General features: G+C 67.7%; 17 protein-coding genes. 9 read left to right on the forward strand and 8 right to left on the reverse strand.

Annotation, left to right across the window (positions count from 1 at the left end; genetic code table 11):
* Positions 1 to 274 precede the first annotated feature (274 nt).
* The 3 genes from C6Y14_RS12115 (at position 275) to C6Y14_RS12125 (ending at position 2,855) form a co-directional block, all read left to right on the forward strand.
* Complete coding sequence (locus C6Y14_RS12115) at positions 275 to 721, forward strand: VOC family protein (RefSeq protein ID WP_107016609.1); 447 nt, start codon at positions 275 to 277, stop codon at positions 719 to 721.
* Positions 722 to 816: 95 nt separating this feature from the next.
* Positions 817 to 2,256, forward strand: a complete 1,440-nt coding sequence (locus C6Y14_RS12120) for a dihydrolipoyl dehydrogenase family protein (RefSeq protein WP_107016610.1) — start codon at positions 817 to 819, stop codon at positions 2,254 to 2,256.
* Positions 2,253 to 2,855 carry a GPP34 family phosphoprotein gene (locus C6Y14_RS12125; protein ID WP_107016611.1) on the forward strand — a complete coding sequence of 201 codons (603 nt, stop codon included), beginning with the start codon at positions 2,253 to 2,255 and terminating at the stop codon, positions 2,853 to 2,855. The genes C6Y14_RS12120 and C6Y14_RS12125 overlap by 4 nt, the downstream gene beginning before the upstream one ends.
* Before the next feature lie 170 nt (positions 2,856 to 3,025).
* Here the strand turns inward: C6Y14_RS12125 and C6Y14_RS12130 are convergent, their stop codons facing one another.
* Entirely contained in the window at positions 3,026 to 3,601 is a 576-nt protein-coding gene (locus C6Y14_RS12130; protein ID WP_107016612.1) for a hypothetical protein, read from the reverse strand.
* A gap of 822 nt (positions 3,602 to 4,423) precedes the next feature.
* Between C6Y14_RS12130 and C6Y14_RS12135 the strand changes: the two genes are divergently transcribed.
* Positions 4,424 to 4,822 carry a 6-pyruvoyl trahydropterin synthase family protein gene (locus tag C6Y14_RS12135; protein WP_107016613.1) on the forward strand — a complete coding sequence of 133 codons (399 nt, stop codon included), beginning with the start codon at positions 4,424 to 4,426 and terminating at the stop codon, positions 4,820 to 4,822.
* A gap of 413 nt (positions 4,823 to 5,235) precedes the next feature.
* Positions 5,236 to 5,733 carry a sigma-70 family RNA polymerase sigma factor gene (locus C6Y14_RS12140; RefSeq protein WP_107016614.1) on the forward strand — a complete coding sequence of 166 codons (498 nt, stop codon included), beginning with the start codon at positions 5,236 to 5,238 and terminating at the stop codon, positions 5,731 to 5,733.
* Positions 5,734 to 5,746: 13 nt separating this feature from the next.
* On the opposite strand, the gene C6Y14_RS12150 is transcribed toward C6Y14_RS12140, so the two are convergent.
* The gene (locus C6Y14_RS12150; protein ID WP_225891028.1) at positions 5,747 to 7,861 is read right to left on the reverse strand and encodes an AfsR/SARP family transcriptional regulator; all 2,115 of its coding nucleotides are present in this window, start codon (positions 7,859 to 7,861) and stop codon (positions 5,747 to 5,749) included.
* A 667-nt stretch (positions 7,862 to 8,528) separates the two neighbouring features.
* Here C6Y14_RS12150 and C6Y14_RS12155 point away from each other — a divergent pair.
* The gene (locus C6Y14_RS12155; protein ID WP_107016616.1) at positions 8,529 to 9,176 is read left to right on the forward strand and encodes a hypothetical protein; all 648 of its coding nucleotides are present in this window, start codon (positions 8,529 to 8,531) and stop codon (positions 9,174 to 9,176) included.
* A 370-nt stretch (positions 9,177 to 9,546) separates the two neighbouring features.
* On the opposite strand, the gene C6Y14_RS12160 is transcribed toward C6Y14_RS12155, so the two are convergent.
* The 4 genes from C6Y14_RS12160 to C6Y14_RS44930 form a co-directional block, all read right to left on the reverse strand.
* Entirely contained in the window at positions 9,547 to 10,110 is a 564-nt protein-coding gene (locus C6Y14_RS12160) for a CGNR zinc finger domain-containing protein (RefSeq protein ID WP_107016617.1), read from the reverse strand.
* 72 nt (positions 10,111 to 10,182) lie between these two features.
* Positions 10,183 to 11,796, reverse strand: a complete 1,614-nt coding sequence (locus C6Y14_RS12165) for an ABC-F family ATP-binding cassette domain-containing protein (protein WP_107016618.1) — start codon at positions 11,794 to 11,796, stop codon at positions 10,183 to 10,185.
* Between the two features lie 76 nt (positions 11,797 to 11,872).
* Positions 11,873 to 13,507, reverse strand: a complete 1,635-nt coding sequence (abc-f, locus tag C6Y14_RS12170) for a ribosomal protection-like ABC-F family protein (RefSeq protein ID WP_107016619.1) — start codon at positions 13,505 to 13,507, stop codon at positions 11,873 to 11,875.
* A 725-nt stretch (positions 13,508 to 14,232) separates the two neighbouring features.
* Entirely contained in the window at positions 14,233 to 14,382 is a 150-nt protein-coding gene (locus C6Y14_RS44930) for a hypothetical protein (protein ID WP_225891029.1), read from the reverse strand.
* A gap of 31 nt (positions 14,383 to 14,413) precedes the next feature.
* Here C6Y14_RS44930 and C6Y14_RS12175 point away from each other — a divergent pair, with 31 nt between their 5' ends.
* From C6Y14_RS12175 to C6Y14_RS12185, 3 genes are all read left to right on the forward strand, one after another.
* A complete protein-coding gene (locus C6Y14_RS12175) occupies positions 14,414 to 15,874 on the forward strand; it encodes a tannase/feruloyl esterase family alpha/beta hydrolase (RefSeq protein WP_225891030.1) in 1,461 nt (486 codons plus the stop codon).
* Between the two features lie 44 nt (positions 15,875 to 15,918).
* Positions 15,919 to 16,506, forward strand: a complete 588-nt coding sequence (locus C6Y14_RS12180; RefSeq protein ID WP_107016621.1) for a DUF308 domain-containing protein — start codon at positions 15,919 to 15,921, stop codon at positions 16,504 to 16,506.
* A 725-nt stretch (positions 16,507 to 17,231) separates the two neighbouring features.
* The gene (locus C6Y14_RS12185) at positions 17,232 to 17,708 is read left to right on the forward strand and encodes a transposase family protein (protein ID WP_107016622.1); all 477 of its coding nucleotides are present in this window, start codon (positions 17,232 to 17,234) and stop codon (positions 17,706 to 17,708) included.
* A 42-nt stretch (positions 17,709 to 17,750) separates the two neighbouring features.
* Here C6Y14_RS12185 and C6Y14_RS12190 read toward each other — a convergent pair whose 3' ends face one another.
* The gene (locus C6Y14_RS12190; protein WP_225891031.1) at positions 17,751 to 17,939 is read right to left on the reverse strand and encodes a hypothetical protein; all 189 of its coding nucleotides are present in this window, start codon (positions 17,937 to 17,939) and stop codon (positions 17,751 to 17,753) included.
* Positions 17,940 to 18,198: 259 nt separating this feature from the next.
* A complete protein-coding gene (locus C6Y14_RS12195) occupies positions 18,199 to 19,074 on the reverse strand; it encodes a Bax inhibitor-1/YccA family protein (RefSeq protein WP_107016623.1) in 876 nt (291 codons plus the stop codon).
* Between the last annotated feature and the right edge of the window lie 82 nt (positions 19,075 to 19,156).

Consider the following 19,156-nt stretch of genomic DNA (forward strand, 5'->3'; position numbering starts at 1 on the left):
CCGGGCGAGGGACTCCGTTGTCGGCCGGCTCGTCGAAGTTGTGTCCGGTGAGTCGGCACCGCGTTGGGTCCCTTCTTCGGTTGCGTAGCCGGGCGTGATCCTTGACGGCGACGGGACGCCGGGATCCGCCACCGACGTAAGACATGACCGCGCACGGGAACGAGCGGCCGCCCGGAACACACCGTCAGGTGACTGATGCGGGGTCCACCATCACACACGACAGTGGACGCACCGACCCGCACACACAGCAACGACACAGATCAGGATCGTAGCCATGGACATGAAGCTCGAAGTTGTCATCCTTCCGGTCGAGGACGTGGACCGTGCCAAAGGTTTCTACGTCGGGCAGCTCGGCTGGCGTTTGGACGCCGACTTCCCGATCAACGACGGATACCGCATTGTGCAGGCGACACCGCCCGGCTCGGAATGCTCGATCATCTTCGGTGAGGGCCTCACTCAGCAGGAGGCGGGCACCCTCCACGGGCTGCAGCTGACGGTTACCGACATCGTCAAGGCGCAGGAGGAGTTGACCGCCCGCGGTGTGGAGGTGTCGGGCCCCTTCCGCGACGAGACTGGCGCCTTCCACCACGCCGGCGACGCCCACCGTGTGCCCGGCCTGGACCCGGAGCGGGCCAGCTACGGCACCTTCGCCTCCTTCAAGGACCTCGATGGGAACGAGTGGTTCCTCCAGGAGGTTACGGAGCGGGCCCCCGGCCGTTGAGGGCCGGTCCGGTGCGGCCGATCTGGTCGGCCGCACCAGACCCCTGTCGCGGCCACGACATCTACCAGACCGGCAACCCGTCCACCGGAGGACACATGACGACCGAGAACATCCGCACCTATGACGTCATCGTGATCGGCGCAGGCCCGGTTGGCGAGAACGTGGCGGAGCGCACCGTCGCCGCAGGTCTGAGCACCGTTGTCGTGGAAAGTGAACTGGTTGGGGGTGACTGCTCCTACTGGGCCTGCGAACCCAGCAAGGCACTGCTGCGCCCGGTCCTGTTCCGCGCCGACGCCGCCCACGTCCCCGGTCTGGATCCTGCTGTCGAGGGACCACTGAACGTCGAAGCGGTGCTCGCTCACCGCGATCACATGTCCGGTGACTGGAAGGACGACGGCCAGGTCGAATGGCTCAAGTCGGCCGGCATCGAACTGCTGCGGGGGCACGGGCGCCTGGTGGGGGAGCGTGAGGTGTCGGTGAAGACCTCGGACGGCGAGCCCGTCCACCTGCGTGCCCGGCATGCCGTCGCCTTGTGCACCGGCAGCCGTGCGGCCCTGCCCGGCCTGCACGGCATCGAGGAACTGCGGCCCTGGACCAGCCGGGAAGCGACCAGTGCCCGGAAGCCGCCTGGACGACTCGTGATCGTCGGCGCCGGTGTCGTCGGTGTCGAAATGGCCACCGCCTGGCAGGCTCTGGGCAGCCAGGTCACCCTGCTCGCGCGTCAGGGAGGCCTGCTGCCCCGTATGGAGCCCTTTGCCGGTGAGATGGTCACCGAGCGGTTGCGTGAAGCCGGTGCGGACGTAAGGTTCGGCGTCTCGGTCACCGCCGCGGAGCGCACGGACGGAGGCGAACTGCGCGTCACCCTTTCGAACGGCGCTCGGCTCGCCGCCGACGAGATCCTCTTCGCCATCGGCCGTGCCCCGCGCTCGGAGGACATCGGACTCGCCGCGGTGGGGCTTGCCGCCGGTGACTGGCTCACCACCGATGACAGCCTGACCGTCACCGCCGTCCCTGGGAACTGGCTCTATGCCGTGGGTGACGTGAACCACCGGGCGCTCTACACCCACCAGGGGAAGTACCAGGCACGTATCGCAGGCGCCGTCATAGCAGCCCGGGCCCGCGGCGAAGGGCTCGACACCAGCCGCTGGGGCCCGCACCGCAGCACTGCCGACACCGAGGCGGTACCGGGCGTGGTCTTCACCGATCCTGAGGTCGCTTCGGTGGGACTGACCGTCCGTGAGGCCGAGCGGACTGGCCTCGCCATTGATGTCATCGACCAGGAGATCGGTGAACTTGCCGGTGCTCTCCAGTACCGTCCGGACTACCGGGGCACAGCACGCCTCGTCATTGACCGCGACCGCCGGACCGTCGTCGGCGCCACGTTCGTCGGACCGGGCGTGGCCGAACTTCTGTACTCGGCCACCGTCGCCATCACCGGAGAGGTGCCCGTCGACCGCCTCTGGCATGCCGTACCCGCCTTTCCCACCATCAGTGAGGTGTGGCTGCGCCTGCTTGAGAAGGGGGCCCGGCGATGACCACCGCACGGGATCTCGCGATCGTCGCCCTGGGCGCGACGCCGGAGGGGCCCCTGGAGCAGGGCGATCTGGCCCTCGCGCTCGCGGGGGCCGAGGCGGTCGACCTGCTCGCCCATGGGGCACTGGCCCTGGACGGCGACCGCATGGTGCCTCGTCCAGGGTTGGTGACGGATGATCGGTTGCTGAACCGGGCTGCCGGTTCGATCGTCTCCCACGAGCCGTACGAGACGATCGAGCAGTGGCTGTGGCGTCGGGGCAGCAACCTTGCCGCCGCCTACGCCGAAGATCTGCAGCGGACAGGGCTCATCGACCGTTCACGAAGCCGTTGGCGTCGGCCGCGATTCGTACGAACTGCGCCGGACGGACCGCTGGAGCGGCCCTGTGCCGAAGAACGGACGCAGTCGCAGGAAGCTGTCCTGACCGTTCTGCTGGACCAACTCGGTCTCGTGGACGGTCACCAGGCGGTGGACGAGGACCTCTTCGAGGATGACGTGGCGAGAGTGCTGGCCGCTGTCGGCGACGCGGTGACCCAGTTGGAGGCCGCACGGTTGAAGCAGGACGTCGAGCGCGCCGCCTTCGACAACATGTGGCGGGGGTGAGCCCCGCGGCGCAGGTCTGCGCCGCCAGCGGCCCGGCAGCGGGATCACTCTTGTGAGTTCGCCTGCGCGAGGAACCGGCCGTGCCCGGTGGCATCCGAGAGACACCTCCGGGCACGGCACTGCCGACGTACGCCCGTGCCCGTGCCGACTGCGGCACGGGCACTCGCTCCTCAGCTGTCCGCCGCGGCCGTGTTCTCCGGGCGGCCGGATTCGACGAGGGAGTACAGGACGGAGCGCTGCTGCCGGTGACGTTGGATGCGTCCCTTGGCCACGAGCGATTCGAGCGTGTTCCTGACCACCTGAGGTGTCGGGTCGCGGTCCGGGTGCTTCTCCAGAAGTTCGTCCCGCAACTCCCGCGCCAGCCGTGGCTGGTCGTGCGTACGCAGCAGGTCCGCCAGCAGCTCACCGAGCAGAGGCTGGCGCGACTTCCCCTTCGTGCCAGCCCTCCCCGAGCCGCCCGCCTGTGCGCTCGCCGACGCCGGGCCCTGCGGAAGGCTCTCGGCGGTTGCTTGCTGCGTCTTCGCGGCGACCGACTCGCCCTGGAGCTGTTCGGGCAGGCGTGAGGTGTCTGCAAACCCCCCGTAGCGTTCGGCGAGATTCAGGATCTCCCTCAGGAGCGCCTCCTCCTGCTTCAGCACCGCGATCTGCTCGGTCAGCTCCTGCTGGCGCCGATGGTTCTCTTCCAGTTCCGACGCGGTCTGTTCTACGTACCGCGATCGGAGCGTGGCGGCTGACTGGCTGGTCACAACCGTTCACTCCTCGATATGGATGACGTTGCGCATGGTACTCACGCCGCGACTCCTGTGCAGATAAGTGTCACAGCCGGACAGTTCGTCCGGCATGTTCGCTCTTTACGATAAACGCCTGTGTCCGTACGTGCGGGGTAAGTGACGGTACTTCCCGAGCGCAAGCAGTGGGTTTCTCGATACTGCACAAGCCTACGCTTGAACATACTGCTCGGTAAGTGTCTCGTCGAGCTGACCAAAGTGGCTGTTTCCTGGATATTTTGCCGCAGCAGGGTATCTGGGATCATCTACCGGCTGGACGGCTGTGTTCCCAGGTGTCGGGACCGTCCGAGCGGTGCCTTGGAAGGGCGAGGATCGCGGCCGCATTCACAGGAGCGGTACGGGTCGCGCATCCCCCGCGAGCTGCGGTCGGAGCCTGCGGGGAGCCGTCATCGGCTTGCGCCGTCGTCCTCCTTCGTCGACGACGTGTCCGCGGGCCTGTGACACATGCAGGACACAGGACGATCACATAGGGCGCTCACCCCGGGAGGACCGCGCGCTTACCGGGTCGGAACCGGCGTCCGGTGACGGTGCGTGGATGCCTCACACGTGAATCGTTGCCACCATGCGTGCACTGGGTATGCTCCGTGCCGGGTTTCCCACCGCTGCTGCAAGGCTGGGCCGGTGTGAGGCCGCACCAGCTGCCGAGTCCGACGGCGGCTGTGCTTCGACGACGCGCGCAGCACTACAGAGCGGTGTCCGCGGGATGGCCGTGACGGCCCGTGTGGGACCACCCAGGCGCAGACAGGACTCTCGTCCTGTCCGACTTTATTTGGAGGACCCTTGTTCAGCATCACCGTGCGTGACCACATGATGATCGCCCACAGCTTCCGAGGTCAGGTGTTCGGTCCTGCTCAGCGCCTTCATGGGGCAACGTTCGTCGTGGACGCGATGTTCCGCCGTCCCGAGCTCGACGACGACAACATCGTGGTCGACATCGGTCTGGCCACTTCCGAGCTCGGGGCGGTGCTCAGCGACCTCAACTACCGCAACCTCGACGAGGAGCAGCAGTTCGACCAGGTCAACACGTCGACCGAATACCTGGCCAAAGTGATAGCCGACCGTCTGACCGACCGCATCCACCAGGGCGCGTTGGGGGAGGGAGCGCGCGGAATCAGTGAGCTGTCCGTGACTCTGCACGAGTCCCACATCGCGTGGGCTTCCTACGAGAGGCCCGTGTGACTTCGAGCAGGAACGGTGTGCCGCCGCGTCCGGCGGCGGCACACCATGTATTTCGACTGTCCAGCAAACGTATGAATAGGCCGTTGGCCGGGTACATCTGGGTTGGGCATCCGGGCCACGTCAACGCGGCTCGACCTACGTGACATATGACTCAACCCCCTGCTCCTGCTCGGACTCCGCCGGTTGGCGAAGACAAGAAAAGGGCCAGTAAAACTCCTGGTGGGAGAGGGTTTCCCGGTCGAGTTGGGCTGCTTGATATACGTACACGTTCCTTGAGCGTGACAGCGACACCACGGCGACACAAAACTGGCAGTCTTCTGGCACCTGCAGTTGCTTACAGTGCGGATGCCGGGATTGCATCCGGCTTCGGTCCTGAACGACAGAGAACCAGGATGATTCAGAACACTGTGGCCATGTCCCGGTCCGAGCTGCTCGGCACCATCATGCGGGAGCACCGGGACAGTCTTGTCTCGTACGCCGAGAAGATGCTGGGTGACCGCGAACTCGCCGAGGACGTTACTCAGGAAGCGATGATTCGGGCCTGGCGGAACATCGACCGCCTGCTCGGAATGGAGGGATCCGTTCGGGGTTGGCTCTTCACCGTGACACGGAACCTCGTTATCGACTGGGTGCGTAAGCCTCATGCACGCAAGGAAGTCGTCGGGGTCACCTACAACGACCCCGTGGTGGGAAACGACATCACCGAAGCGGTGCACAACGTCCTGGCGGTCCGGCTGTTGTTGCGCCGGTTGTCTCCTGAGCACCGTGCGGTGATCGTCCACATCTATCTGTGCGACCGCAGTCTCCAGGAGACCGCCGGCATCCTCGGGGTACCGCTCGGTACCGTCAAGAGCCGCCACCACAATGCCCTGCGCAAGTTGCGGTGTGCCGCTCGGTCCGAGGCGGCCTGAACCGTCCGTGACCTCAGAGATCCGGCCCCCACGCCTTCAGAGCCGGGAGCAGCCGCCGTCGGAGTGTCTCCGCGTGTGGATGATGGCCCACACGGCGGAGGAGTTCCGGGAGCAGGTGCTGTTCCGCGGCGATCCACTGGGCCGCGTCCGCGGCGCTGTCGAACTGTTGAGGACGCACCCCTGGTCCAGGAGGCGACACGGTCACTCTGCCGCGGTGCGGTGCGAGCAGCGCCATGGCGGCGTCGGCGCTGTACAGGTAGTGCTCGAACGTCCTGAACAGTGCCGCGGAGCGTTCGGCCGCTGAATCCAGGCGCGAGCTGAGTTCTCCCGCGTAGGTGCGCAGCAGTTCTTGACAACCGTAACGACCGGCGACCGGCTCTACGAGCAGGTGATGATCTATCAGCTCGGCCACGTCCTGCCGTGTCCTGCGCAGGTCGGTGCCGGCCAGACTGGCGGCGACCCGCAGGGTGACGTCGTGAGAGGGGTGCAGGCTGAGCAGCCGGAACAGCCGTGCTGCGCCGTTGTCGAGCGCGAAGTAGGAACGGTGGAAGGACTGACGGGTGTCGGTGCGGGGATCGCGGCAGGACAACGCGTCGAGACGGTCGTCGGCGTCCTGGAGCCGGGTGACGAGCGAGATCAAAGGGAACTGGGGCTGCATCAGTGCCTGGGTGCCGGCGACGGCCAGCGCCAGAGGCAGGCCGCCGCACAGCCTCACGATCTCCTCCGCGTCGGCTCGCTCGGCCCGGGTTCGGTCCGTGCCCAATCGACGGTCGAGCAGTTCGATACCCTCCTGACGGGACATGGGGTTCAGGGTGAAGATGAGGGCGTTGTCTGTGACCGCCAGACCGTCCAGCCGTCGCCGGCTCGTGACGATGGCAAGACACCCCGCGGTGGCGGGCAGCAAAGGACGCACCTGTTCACTGTCCTGCGCGTCGTCCATGAGGATCAGCAGTCGACGCCCGCTCAGCGCGCTGCGGTAAGCGGAGGCGAGCGCGGCTCCGCTTGAGTACGGACGGTTGTTCCGCACACCCAGCGAGTCAAGCATCTCGGCGATCGCCTCGGCCGGGTCGAGCGGGTTCCGGGACGGGTCGTGCCCCTGGAGGTCGATGTAGAGCTGTCCGTCGGGAAAATGATCGGCGACCAAGTGACCCCAGTGCACCGCCAACGCTGTCTTGCCCACTCCCGCCATGCCGCAGATCGCTGCAGTCGTCACGGGGGGCCGGTTCCCGCCTTGCAGGGGCAGAAGCTGAAGACACTGGTTCAGGGTCCGCTCACGTCCGGCGAAAGACGGGAGATCCGCGGGCAGTTGGGCCGGCGGGCCCGCTTCCACGGGCCGTGGTGCCGCGGTTTCCGCGGGTCGGGTGTTCCTGCGCTTCAGCAGGTAATGCTGAGCAGCACGCAGTTCGGCTCCGGGTTCGACCCCCAGTTCTTCGGCCAGCGCGCGGCGGATGCCTTCGAATTGCTGCAGGGCTTCGGCCTGCCGACCGCTTACCGCCAGGGCGGCGATCATCCGGGAGTGCAGCGCCTCGTCGAAGGGCTGGTTGCGCAAGGCGTGCCGGAGTGCGGTCAATACCTGCTCCGTCAGTGACGGCGCCGCGGTCAGAACGGCGTCGGCGGCCTCCTTCACGGTCGCGACGAACTCGTGTCCGACCGAGGTGAACACCGGGTGCTGGGCCACAGAGGTCCCGGCGGCGACAGGACCGTGCCAAAGCCCCAGGGCTTCGACGAGATCGCGTGCGGCCTGTTCGGGTGCGCCGTCCCTGACCGCGAGCTGTGCCTGTGCCCGAAGGTCGCGAAAGCGCAGCAGATCCGAGGTGGAGGTGTCGACCAGTAGACGATATCCGTCGGAGGCACGAACAAGGTGTTCCGCGTGGGTCCGGCTGCGCAGGTCGGGTTCGAGTGCCCTGCGCAGGGCACCGATGTGCCGGTGCACCACGTTGACCGCGCTGGTCGGCGGTTCGTCGTCCCAAAGGATGCCGACCGCCTCACGCAGTGACAGTGGGCCGGGAGCGCGGAGTAGCAGAAGCGCGAGTACGGACAGTCTCTTCGGAGGACCGAGGTCGATGTCGCTGTCCCCGCGTACCGCCCGTACGGTACCGAGGATCGAGTAGCGCACTGTCGCGTTCATCTCGCGGCTGTCCTCGCCATTTCTCATGTGGTGCTGTTGGTCGCCCGTCCGGCGTACTGCCGCCGGGTAGCCAAGGGGACCAAGTCGCCTCCCTCCGTATGGCCGTTGTCCGGACGGCGAAGTGTAGCCATGTGGGGGGACACGTTTCTTCATCCGGGGCAAGGCGGTCTGACGGTCGCCGCCCCCGTTCACCGGACGATCAGAGGGTAGTGCTCGTAGCGGCCTCCCCCTGGCGGCGGAGCCTGAGTCCGGTAGTAACCCCCTAGACAGGTGACGATACTTCCATGGCGCATCGTCGCCCGTCAAGGGGGTGATGTGTGGCTGATCGGTGTGGGCGTCGTGGCGCCTGGATCTTGCGTATGTGTGAGAGAGGAGATGTTGGATCTAGTGTGTCGGATGCCGAAATGTTTGAAACGTGTCACAATTTTCGGTGAACCTGGGGGTAGGGCCATTCCGTTGATGTTGATGACGGCTCCTTTGTCGGCCCGAGGGCCGAGAAACGGGCGTGCCTCACCAGTGGGACGGTTCACGGAGCGCCGGTGGACAGGGTGGGTGGCCGTTCCGCAGCCGTACCAGCCGGGTACGGCGGGGTCTGTGTACGAGCCTGCGGGAGCGGGCGGCCGTCCGTCGATCCACGGTGTCGTGTGCCGGCAAGGGAGGGAGCCCCGTGTACATTCTGGTCCCTGACGATCCCGTGTTCTTCGCGAGGTTCCAGAGTTTGGAGGAGCCGCTGCTCCGGAGGCTGTACCGACTGCATGGTTCGGAGCTGGAGTCCGATGCCGAGCGGATCATCTCGGACGCCTACGACAGCTGGGTGCAGGTGCTGCTGACGCTGCCGTTCTGGTCCCAGTGGCAGGGGAGGGACGAGGTGTCCGCAGGTCTCCCCCGCCAGGAACGGCCCGGATACGTCCTGTACGGTCACCGCGGTAACGAGCTGACGAGTCTTTACCCGACGAACGTGGCCAAGGCCGATCTGGAGCATCTGAAAATCTGCCTCGACTTGTTCGTCGAGAACGACATGGCCCGGTGCGTGGCGCGCGGCCAGGCGGGCACGGAAGCCTGCGTCGAACCCTCGGAGCGGCAGGAGGATGTCAACGATGCCTACCGACGGGTCATGAAGGTCCTGCTGCTTTCGCCTCCGCAGTTGCTGCTGCATGCCTTGCGTGACGTCGGACAGCAGCGGCCGGGCGTGGCGTCCGTGACTCTGCTGGAGGAGCAAGAGGTCGAATATCGACGCTACTGCCAGGGCTTCGTCACCATTCTCAGCGAGGGCGACACATTCGCCTACCGCAGTCACCGTGCCATGTATCTCTGAACTGTCCCGTCGCGCCCGCCGGTACTGGTGGGCGGATTCCGCGGGAACAGAGCGCTACGCGTGCGGTGATCACGTCAAGGACCGAGCGGCAACCACGCCTGTCGCTGTGACCTGCCGGCGGCGGCAGGCGCGTCACCAGGCCGAACGTGCTCCCCGGGGTCGCCGGGCGGGCTGCGGACGACGGCCGCGTACGGTGTGCGATCCGATGACACCCGAAAGCCCCCGGGCATCGGCCGGCGCTTCGGCCGTCGGGAGGGTGCCGGCTGCAACGTCCCGGTCGTCGCCGGCCCGCCGGCGGAAGGGACCTGCTCTCGGCATGGCAGGACGTGCGCACTGGCCGCACCGACACTCTCGGAGCCCGGGATCGGGTTCAGTGCGAGGTCACGGCTGGAGTGGTTTTCTTGCGTGCGCGGTAGGCAGCGGCCTTGATCTTGTTTCCGCAGGACTCCATGCCGCACCACTGACGCCGCATGCCTCGGGAGCGGTCGATGTAGACGCGCGTGCACTCGGGGTTTCCGCACTCCTTCATCAACGGGACGTCCGGACCGCTGAGCAGTTCGACGGCCTGCCGGGAGACGGTCGCCAAAGCCTGTCCGGGTGTCGCCTCGACGAGCCGTCCGGCCGTGGTGAGCTGCGGCGTCACGGGAATCTCGCGTGCGGCTCCGTTGAGCACATCGAGGGCTTCCTGGTCGAACTCCTCGCCGAGGCGGCGGTCAGTGACAAGTCGGTAGATCGCCTCGCGCACGCTCGTGGCCTGGTGCACGTCGCCGACTCCGCCGGGCGTCATCGTGTCCACCAGCCCGGATTCCAGGTACCACGCGTTGAGGCGCTCCGGCGTCACGAACATCTCGAACCGGGTCGAGCGTCGAGCGCGGAGGGTGGCCGCGAAGTCGAGAGCCGGGTGGCCGCAGACGAAGACATGGTTAAGGTTCACATCACCATCTTGACAGGTGACTGCTGACGTACGCAAGTATCGTCACGATCCCGGAGGGTACCCGCGGCCGGTTCACAGGCGCAGTGTGCGCCCCTCCCACCGTCGGCGCAGCCAGCGGTCGTGGCTCGCGACCACGATTGCGCCCGGACCGGCGCCGAGTGCTTCCTCCAGCTCGTCGCACAGCCGGGGCGAAAGGTGGTTGGTCGGCTCGTCGAGCAGCAGCAACTGGGGCGAACGCGCCATCAGCAGCCCCAGGGCGAGCCTCCGACGCTGCCCCACGGACAGCTGTCCGACCGGCTTGTTCAGGTCCCTCTCGTGCATCAGTCCGAGGGAACTCAGCGGTACCCTCTCGGCCCGCTCCGAGCCCAGGGACAACTCATAGGTCTCCCGGACCGGGCGGTCGGGCCGATCGAATACGGTGTCCTGAGTGAGCAGTCCCACCGATAGCCGCGACTGCCTGAGCACCTCGCCCTCGGCCTGGAGCCGTCCGGCGAGTACGGCGAGCAGGGTCGATTTGCCCGACCCGTTGCCGCCTGTGACCAGCAACCGGTCCACCGAAGACACCTCCAGGTCATCCAGCGAGAGGCGGCCGGGCACCCGCACGTCGTGCAGGACCACCAGGGGCTCGCACTCCTTCTCCGGGCGCGCGGTCAGTCCGCCGGCCGTGAACCGTAGCGGCCGAGGCGGTTGCGCGACCTGGTTCCGCTCCAGTTCCTCCAGGCGGCGGGTGGCGTTGCGCACCCGCCGGGATATCTGGTTCTGCACCCGGCCGGCCCGGTGGCCGTACCCCATCTTCTCGTTGTCGCGCCGCCCGCGGTCTGGTGAGACCTCGTGTGCGGTCACACCCGCCGAGCGCCGCAGCTCCTCCAGTTCCTCCTGCTCATCGGCGTACCGGCGCTCCCAGCGCTCTCGCTCGGCACGCTTCTCGCTAATGTACGCGCTGTAGTTCCCGCCGTGGCGGACCGGCCCTTCCATCATTGGGTCGAGGTCGATCAGGTCGGTGCACACGGCGTCGAGGAAAGCCCGGTCGTGGCTGGCGACCACCACGGTTCCGGGTAGTCCGCGCACCTGCTGCTCGACGAACGCGGCTGCGTCGTCGTCGATGTGGTTGGTCGGCTCGTCCAGTAGCAGCGCCGACGGACGGCGGACGAGCAGGGCGGCCAAGGCGAGCCGGCCGCGCTGCCCGCCGGAGAGCGAACCGAGCATACGGTCGTGCCCGACACCGCTGAGGCCCAGCCCTTCCAGTACCAGGGCGGCGCGGCGGTCGGCGTCCCAGGACTCCCGGTCCTGGGCCTGTTCCAGGCGGCTGCCGTAGGTGTCGAGGAGGGCCCGGTGGCTGGGGTCACCCTCCGGGAGGCGGGCGAGTTCCTCGCCGAGGCGGTCCAGCACGGCCAGGTCCTCGCGGGCTTCGCACAGTGCTTCGTCCATTATTGCGGCGACGGTCGTATCCGAGTCGAACGGCATCTCCTGGTGCAGGAAGCCGAGACCGGCGGGGCGGGAGACGGTGCCGGCGTCGGGTTCGTCGACGCCGGCGAGCACCCGCAGCAGGGTGGACTTGCCGGCGCCGTTCTCCCCGATCAGGCCGATGCGGTGGCCGGGGGACGCGGTCAGGGACACACCGTCGAGGACGCGACGGCCGCCCAGACTGCGGACGAGGTCGTGGGCGAGCAGAGCGGGCTGGGGCATGAGGGTCCCGACGTGATCGATGGTCGGCCCACCGGGCGCGTGGCCTCGGACGCGGGCCGCTGCACGCGCCGACGGGTCACACCTCGAAAGCTCCTGTCTCCTTCAGTGTTCCGCCGGCCAGCCGCAGCCAGCGGTTCACGCCGATCCCGGTGAGGAACCGCTCGTCGTGGCTGATGACCACGAACGCTCCCTGGTAGGAGTTCAGCGCGCTCTCCAGCTGGCCCGCGCTGATCAGGTCGAGGTTGTTCGTCGGTTCGTCGAGGAGCAGCAGGTGGGGGGCCGGTTCGGCGCACAGTACGCAGGCCAGGGTGGCGCGCAGCCGCTCGCCGCCGGAGAGCACCTGCACCGGCAGGTGTGCCCGGGCGCCCCGGAAGAGGAAACGGGCGAGCAGGTTCATCCGCTCCGCCTCGGGCCGCTCCGGGGCGATCGCGGCGAAGTTCTCCGCCACTGTGCGGTCCAGGTCCAGCAGGTCCAGGCGCTGGGAGAGGTACGCGACACGGCCGTCGTTGCGCCTGATCTCCCCGGTGTCCGGAGCGAGGCCGCCGGTGATCAGACGCATCAGGGTGGTCTTGCCTGCGCCGTTGGGGCCGGTCAGCGCGATCCGTTCGGGGCCGCGGACACTCAAGTCGACACCGCCCTTCGCGAACACCTCCTTGTCCCCGAGACGAACCTGCATCCCCTCGCCGATGAAGAGGTTCCGCCCAGCGGGCACTTGTGTGTCGGGCAGGTCGAGGGTGAGGCGCTGCTCGTCGCGCAGGGCGCGTCCGGCCTCGTCGAGTCGTGCCCTTGCTTCGCTGACCCGGGACGCGTGCACCTGGCCGGATTTACCCGCGGACTCCTGTGCGCCGCGTTTCATGGTGCCCGCGAAGATCTTCGGCAGACCGGCGTTCTTGAGGTTGCGGGCGGCGTTGCTGGCCCGCCGCTCGGCGCGTTCACGTGCCTGCTGCAGCTCCCGCTTCTCCCGCTTCAGATCCTGCTCGGCATTGCGGATGTTCTTCTCGGCCACTTCCTGCTCGGCGCGCACGGCTTCCTCGAACTCGCTGAAGTTGCCTCCGTGGAAACGCAGTTCGTCTCTGCCGAGTTCGGCGATGCGTTCCATGCGGTCGAGCAGTGCGCGGTCGTGGCTGACGAGCAGCAGACAGCCGGTGAAGTCCGTCAGTACGTCGTACAGCTTGTGGCGGGCCTCAAGGTCGAGATTGTTGGTCGGTTCGTCGAGCAGCAGCACGTCCGGGCGCTTGAGCAACTGGGCCGCGAGGCCGAGCGAGACGACCTGGCCGCCGCTGAGGGTGCTCAGGCTGCGGTCCAGGGTGAGGTCGGTCAGGCCGAGGCGGTCGAGCTGGGAGCGAGTGCGTTCCTCGATGTCCCAGTCGTCACCGATGGTGGCGAAGTGCTCCTCGCTCACGTCCCCGGATTCGACTGCGTCCAGGGCGCGGATCACCCCGGCGACGCCCAGCACCTCTGCGACCGTGAGATTCGTGGCCAGAGGGAGGCTCTGCGGCAAGTAGCCCAGCGTTCCGCCGACGGAGACCGAACCGGTGGTGGGTTTCAGTTCGCCCGCGATCAGCTTGAGCAGGGTGCTCTTGCCCGAGCCGTTGGGGGCGACCAGGCCGGTGCGGCCGGTGGTGATGGCGAAAGCCAGGTCGTGGAAGACCGGGGTGTCATCGGGCCAGGCGAAGGAGAGGTGCGAGCAGACGATGGAGTTCTCGGACATCAGGAGACCTCGGGTGTGAGGAAAAGGACAGAGCTCTGTCCTGGGCAGACGTGAGGGAGGTACGACGAAACAGCCGCTTCGGCAGCGCTTGCGCGCGCCGTCCGGCGGCCGGTCAGATCCGGATCTCATCCGGAGATGTCGTCTTCACCCACCATGTCTGTGACTCCTCGATACATGTACCCGTCTCTCACACCATAACAGTTGTCGCCGGTCGGCTTCTCACGCGTTGCGCCGGATGTGTGACCGTTCGATACCCATACGTGTAAGCGTGCGGTCAGGCGGCCGTCGTCCCGTATCCGACGCGGTGCCGTCGGCGCCCTTCTCTGCGAGGTGCTCGGCCCGGGACGCCGCATGTTTCGCCGTCCGAACCGTCAGATGACCTAGCACGTCCGTCATGCGACCGGGACGGAACCCGTTGACGGTGGACGGGAGTGAACCCGCCGGCGGGTGCCGACCGTCAAGTGACTGTTGCCGCCGCCCGCGGCGCGCGGCCAGAGTGGGACGAGTTCGAAGGCGGTCGGGAGATCCGGCCGAACGGATATCCCTATCCGTGGCGTCACCGCTTGAACCGGTGATAAAGTCCGCGTCAGTCTTCGGTGAGTCCAGGGCCGCGCCGGGTCGTCATCAGGTCGCGGAGCACGGGCGCGGACGCTGTCCGTGGAACCGCAGCCCCCATCACCGCCTGGCTCCTGCAGGACATACGTGCCGCAGGAGCCAGGTGCCACCTACTTGTTGAACGGGAATACCATGAGACGACTTCTGACTGTGTTCGCCGCCGGCGTGCCACTGGCCGCGGCGGTATACTTGCCCACCGCCTCGGCGACGGCCGAGAACAACTCGCCTTCCGTGCGGTACAACTGCGCGGCGCCGTTCATGAACGCTCCGGCCGGCACCAGGATCGAGTCCGTGACCGCGGTTCGTCAGGCGGGCGGGACCATCCAGGGCACCGGTGTCCTGGGCGGCTCGGTCGACGACGTCCCGGCCTACTGTGAAGTGACGGTCACCCTGACCCACCCGGGTGACAACGACCATGCCAAGGTGCGGACCTGGCTGCCCGCGCGCGGCTGGAACGGCCGCTTCCAAGCACTCGGCGGCAGTGCCTACCTCGCCGGTGACAACGGCGTCGGACTGGGGGGCGCGGTCAAGAGCGGTTACGCCGTCACGACCACCGACGCCGGTGTCGGCGACGCCCTCGACACCAGCTGGGCGCTGAAGAGCAACGGTAAGGTCGACACCGCGCTGCTGAAGAACTTCGCATCCCGCTCGCAGCACGAGGCGTCGGTGGTCGGCAAGCAGGTCGTGGACGGGGTCTACGGCAAGACCCCCTCCTACTCCTACTTCAACGGCTGCTCCACCGGCGGACGGCAGGGCTATGTGGAGGCCCAGCGCTATCCCGACGACTACGACGGCATCCTTGCCAACGCGCCCGCGGTCAACTGGGACGAGTTCGAGGTCGCCACCCTGTGGCCGCAGGTGGTCATGAACAACGAGAAGAACCACCCGTCCAAGTGTGAGTTCGATGCCTTCACCAATGCGGCCGTCGCTTCCTGCGACTCCCTGGACGGCGCCAAGGACGGACTGGTCAACGACGCGTCCCGATGCGATTTCGACCCGCGCCGGCTGATCGGCACGAAGGTCGTGTGCGACGGCAGGGAGCTGACCATCACGGCCTCTGACGCGGCTGTGGTCCGCAAGATCTGGGACGGCCCGCGCACCACGTCGGGCAAGAAGCTGTGGGCCGGCGTCCCGATCGGCGCGGACATCGCGACCCTGGCCGGAGTCACTCCGCCCGACGCGAACGGTGACGTCAAGGGCGCACCGTTCCCCGTGCCCACGTCCTGGGTCACGACGTGGCTGAAGAAGCAGCCCTCGTTCGACGTCTCCACGATTACATACAGCCAGTTCACGCAGTTGTTCCGGCAGTCCCAGGTCGAATACGACAAGATCATCGGTTCGGCCGACCCGGACCTGTCGGCCTTCCGCAAGTCCGGGGGCAAGCTCCTGACCTGGCACGGCCAGGCCGATCAGCTCATTCCGGCCGAGGGCACGGTCCAGTACCGCAAGCGGGTCGAGCAGGAGCTCGGTGGCTCCAAGCGGGTCGACGACTTCTACCGTCTCTTCCTCTCGCCGGGCACACCGCACTGCGCCCTCAACAAGGGCTTCGGCGCGACCGACGACCTCGGCGCTCTGAGGGCCTGGGTCGAGCGTGACATGGCTCCCGCGACGCTGTCCGCCACCCTTGTCACCGGCTCCGGCAAGACCGTCGACCGTGATCTGTGCAGCTACCCGAAGGTGTCCCGCTACCAAGGCCACGGCGATACGTCCGCAGCCTCCAGCTTCCGTTGTGTCCTTCCGTCCCGGCGCTGATCCGACCGGCGACGGCCTCGCGGCCCCTGAAAGGCAGAGCCATCATGAGCACACAGACAACGGTACCGTCGGCCCCGGCGGTGGAGGAGCGCTCCTCCCTGCTGAGGCTCTACCTGGGCCGCGGCATCCTCGCCCTGGCCTGGGCCCTGGCCTTCGCCGGAGCCCATGAGGACGTCGACGCAGTGGCGATCACCCTGCTGGTCGCCTACCCGCTGATCGACGCGGTGTCCTCGCTGATCGACCACCGGGCCCTCCCCGAGGGTTCCGAGCGCAGAGTCACGGCGTTCAACGGGGTGCTGAGCACACTCGCAGCCGCCGCGGTCGGTATCGCCGGGGCCGGGGGTGTGGCGCCGGTGCTCCACGTGTTCGGCGCCTGGGCCGTCGTCTCGGGTGCGGCCCAGGTGGTGGTCGGGGTCCGGCGGCGCGGGCCCGAGCTGGGCAGTCAATGGCCGATGCTGGTCGCGGGAGGGCTGTCCTTCGTCGTCGGCGTCTTCTACAACATCCAGGCCGCGGGCGACGATCCCTCACTCGACGTACTGTCGGTCTACGCCACGGGCGGCGGCGTGTTCTTCGTGGTCCAGGCAGGTCTGCTGGGCTGGCGGAACCGCCGGTCGAACGGCCGCGGTGTGTGACCTTCGGGTTCCTCTCTCATGTCCTGGCCCGCGCCCTTCGGCGCGGGCCAGGACATGAGCGCATGTCCGCCCGCGGACGCGGGAACGCGACACGGCCTTGTACGTGTCGTTGCCTGAGGGAATCCCGCAGGCGGTTGGACGTCTGCCGAACCGCCCCTCTGCCCATACGCGTGGGCTGCAGTGTCCGACAGGGCCAGGCGGGCAGTGTCAGGGGTGTGTTCCCGGTATGGACGGGGCACCGGGGGCGCGGACGGCTCGAACTCAGGTTCACCGTCCGGGCTTCCGCCCGACGCCGGCCGGTGGCCCTAGGGCCTGTCTGACAATTCCCGTCTGCCGGGCGACGACGGAAATTGTCAGACAGGCCCTAGTCCGCGAATATCGGGTCCGTCCTTGGACGTGGATCCGGCGCGCCGCTCTGTCCCGTGGAATTTGGCCCGCTGGACCCCGCCGGTCGCCGGCTGCGCGACCACGCCACCGAGTGCGGGCGCGCCGGCACGCAGGAGCGGAGGCGTTCGCCGCTTCACCGCCTGTCTGTCGAAGCGAGCCTGCCCGACCGTGTGGTGGACGAGCGGGTGGGCCGAGGCTTGGCTGTGGAGGTCTGAGCGGGCTCTGGTCCGCTCTGTGGGGTCGCGTACGCAGCGTGACTGTCGTTCTTCACGTGACGGTGGTTGAGATAGCCCCGAGATCGCCCGGCCGGTGTCCAGTGTGGCCGACAGTGCTGCGCCGTGAACGAAGTACGGTCGCAGCTCGACGAGTTGCTGAACTCCTTGTTGCAGAATGTGTTGGTGGAGTCGGTCGAGGTGATGACCGACATGGTGGGCCGGATCGGGGCTCTGCGTACTGCCCGGCAGGCGACCTGCCGGGGCCGCGGGTGTGTGTCCGGGCGAATACACGGCTCCCATCTGCGGTTTCCGCGTGATCTGCGGACAGCGGGCAAGTCCGTCGTGGTGGCGTTGAGGGTGCGCCGGTTCGTCTGCGCGGAGGGCTCCTGTCCGCGCAGGACTTTCGCCGAGCAGGTGCCGGGACTCACTCGCAGGTTCGGCCGGCGGACGGAACGGCTGCGATCGACGCTCATCTCGGTCGGCCTCGCGCTCGCGGGCCAGGCCGGGGCTCGCATGGCGGACGTCTCCGGGACGCCGGTCAGCCGGAACACCCTGCTGAGAAGATGGTCAAACGCCAGATGTTCGGCCGGGCAGGATTAGAACTCCTCCGCAAGCGCGTCCTGCTCTCTGCCTGATCCCAGCTCAGGAGTCGTCCTCAACAAGTCCGAAACCTTCAGGGAACCCCTCAAGGAACGCGCGGCGCGAAGGATCGGCCTCCTCCGCAGCCATCGAACCGAGCAGGCCGATGAATTCGCTTCGCTGATCACTCGACAGCTGAGTCACCGGATGGGCTACGCCCTCCAAGACCTTCACCGCGTCATCCGGATCCATCGTAGCGGGCATGCATGCCCGAGGTGTGGCAAGGATGCCCGGTCGTGCCTTCGAGGCACCGGTACATGCCTGTGTGCCACACCTTGGCGGACACACGTGTCCTGTGTGCACCGACCCCGTCCGGCTCGGGCAGGGGATCCGGGACACAGGCCGTCTGCTGTCCCTGCGCCCGCGCATGCGCGGGCGGCCTCTTTCCCGAGGTGGTCGGACATGCGAAGAGGGGCATACGCGACGCGTCTGCCCCTCGGTGTCGCAGAACTCAGTTGTCGCTGTTGAAGATGGTCAGCACGCGCAGGATCTCCAGGTAGATCCACACCAGCGTCATGGTGAGACCGAAGGCGGCCAGCCATGCCTCCTCACGGGGCGCGCCGTAGGCGATGGCATCCTCGACCTGCTTGAAGTCCAGCGCGAGGAAGGCCGCGCCGAGCAGGATGCCGACGACACCGAAGAGGATTCCGAGACCGCCGCTGTGGAAGCCCAAGCCGTTGCCCGCGCCGAAAGCGGAGAAGAGGGAGTCGGCGACCAGCAGCAGGAGGAAACCGGTCGCGGCGGCGGCGACGAATCCCGCGAACCGGTGCGTGACGCGGATCCAGCGCATCCGGTACGCGATGAGGACACCCGCGGACACCGCGAAGGTGCCGAGTACCGCCTGGACGACCACACCCGGCGAGACATAGGTCGAGGTCGCGCTGGAGATCACGCCGAGGAAGACGCCTTCGAACGCCGCGTATCCGAGGATCAGCGCAGGGGAGGCCGTCCGCCTGAACACCTGCACCAGTGACAGGACGAAGGCGATCAGGGCCGCGCCCAGGGCGAACCCGTAGGACCGGCCGATGTTCGCTTCGTCGACGGGCAGCAGGAGCCAGGACAGCACCGCTGCCAGGGCCACGGTGCCCAGCGTCGTGGCGGTGCGCACGACGACGTCGTCCAGTGTCATCGCCGTGCGGCCGCCGCGGATGTCCGCGTCGGGGACCTGGCCGGAGGTGGAGGCGTAGGGGTTGACCAGGTAGTCGCTGCCCGTCGGGCCCCCCGCGGCCACGGCCCCCACCGGACGGCGACCGCGCTCGTCGTCGGGGCCGGTGCCACGGTCGGCGTCGGCGCCCCAGCGGGAAAAGATCGGGTTGCTGGTCTTCACGTTGTTCCTCCTCGTCCGCCGCACGTGCGGCCTGCGGCAAAGCGCCGTCACCGGGTGGCCGGGCGGCACATGTGACGGCGGT

Source organism: Streptomyces dioscori, from assembly GCF_003024195.1.
Lineage (GTDB): Bacteria > Actinomycetota > Actinomycetes > Streptomycetales > Streptomycetaceae > Streptomyces > Streptomyces dioscori.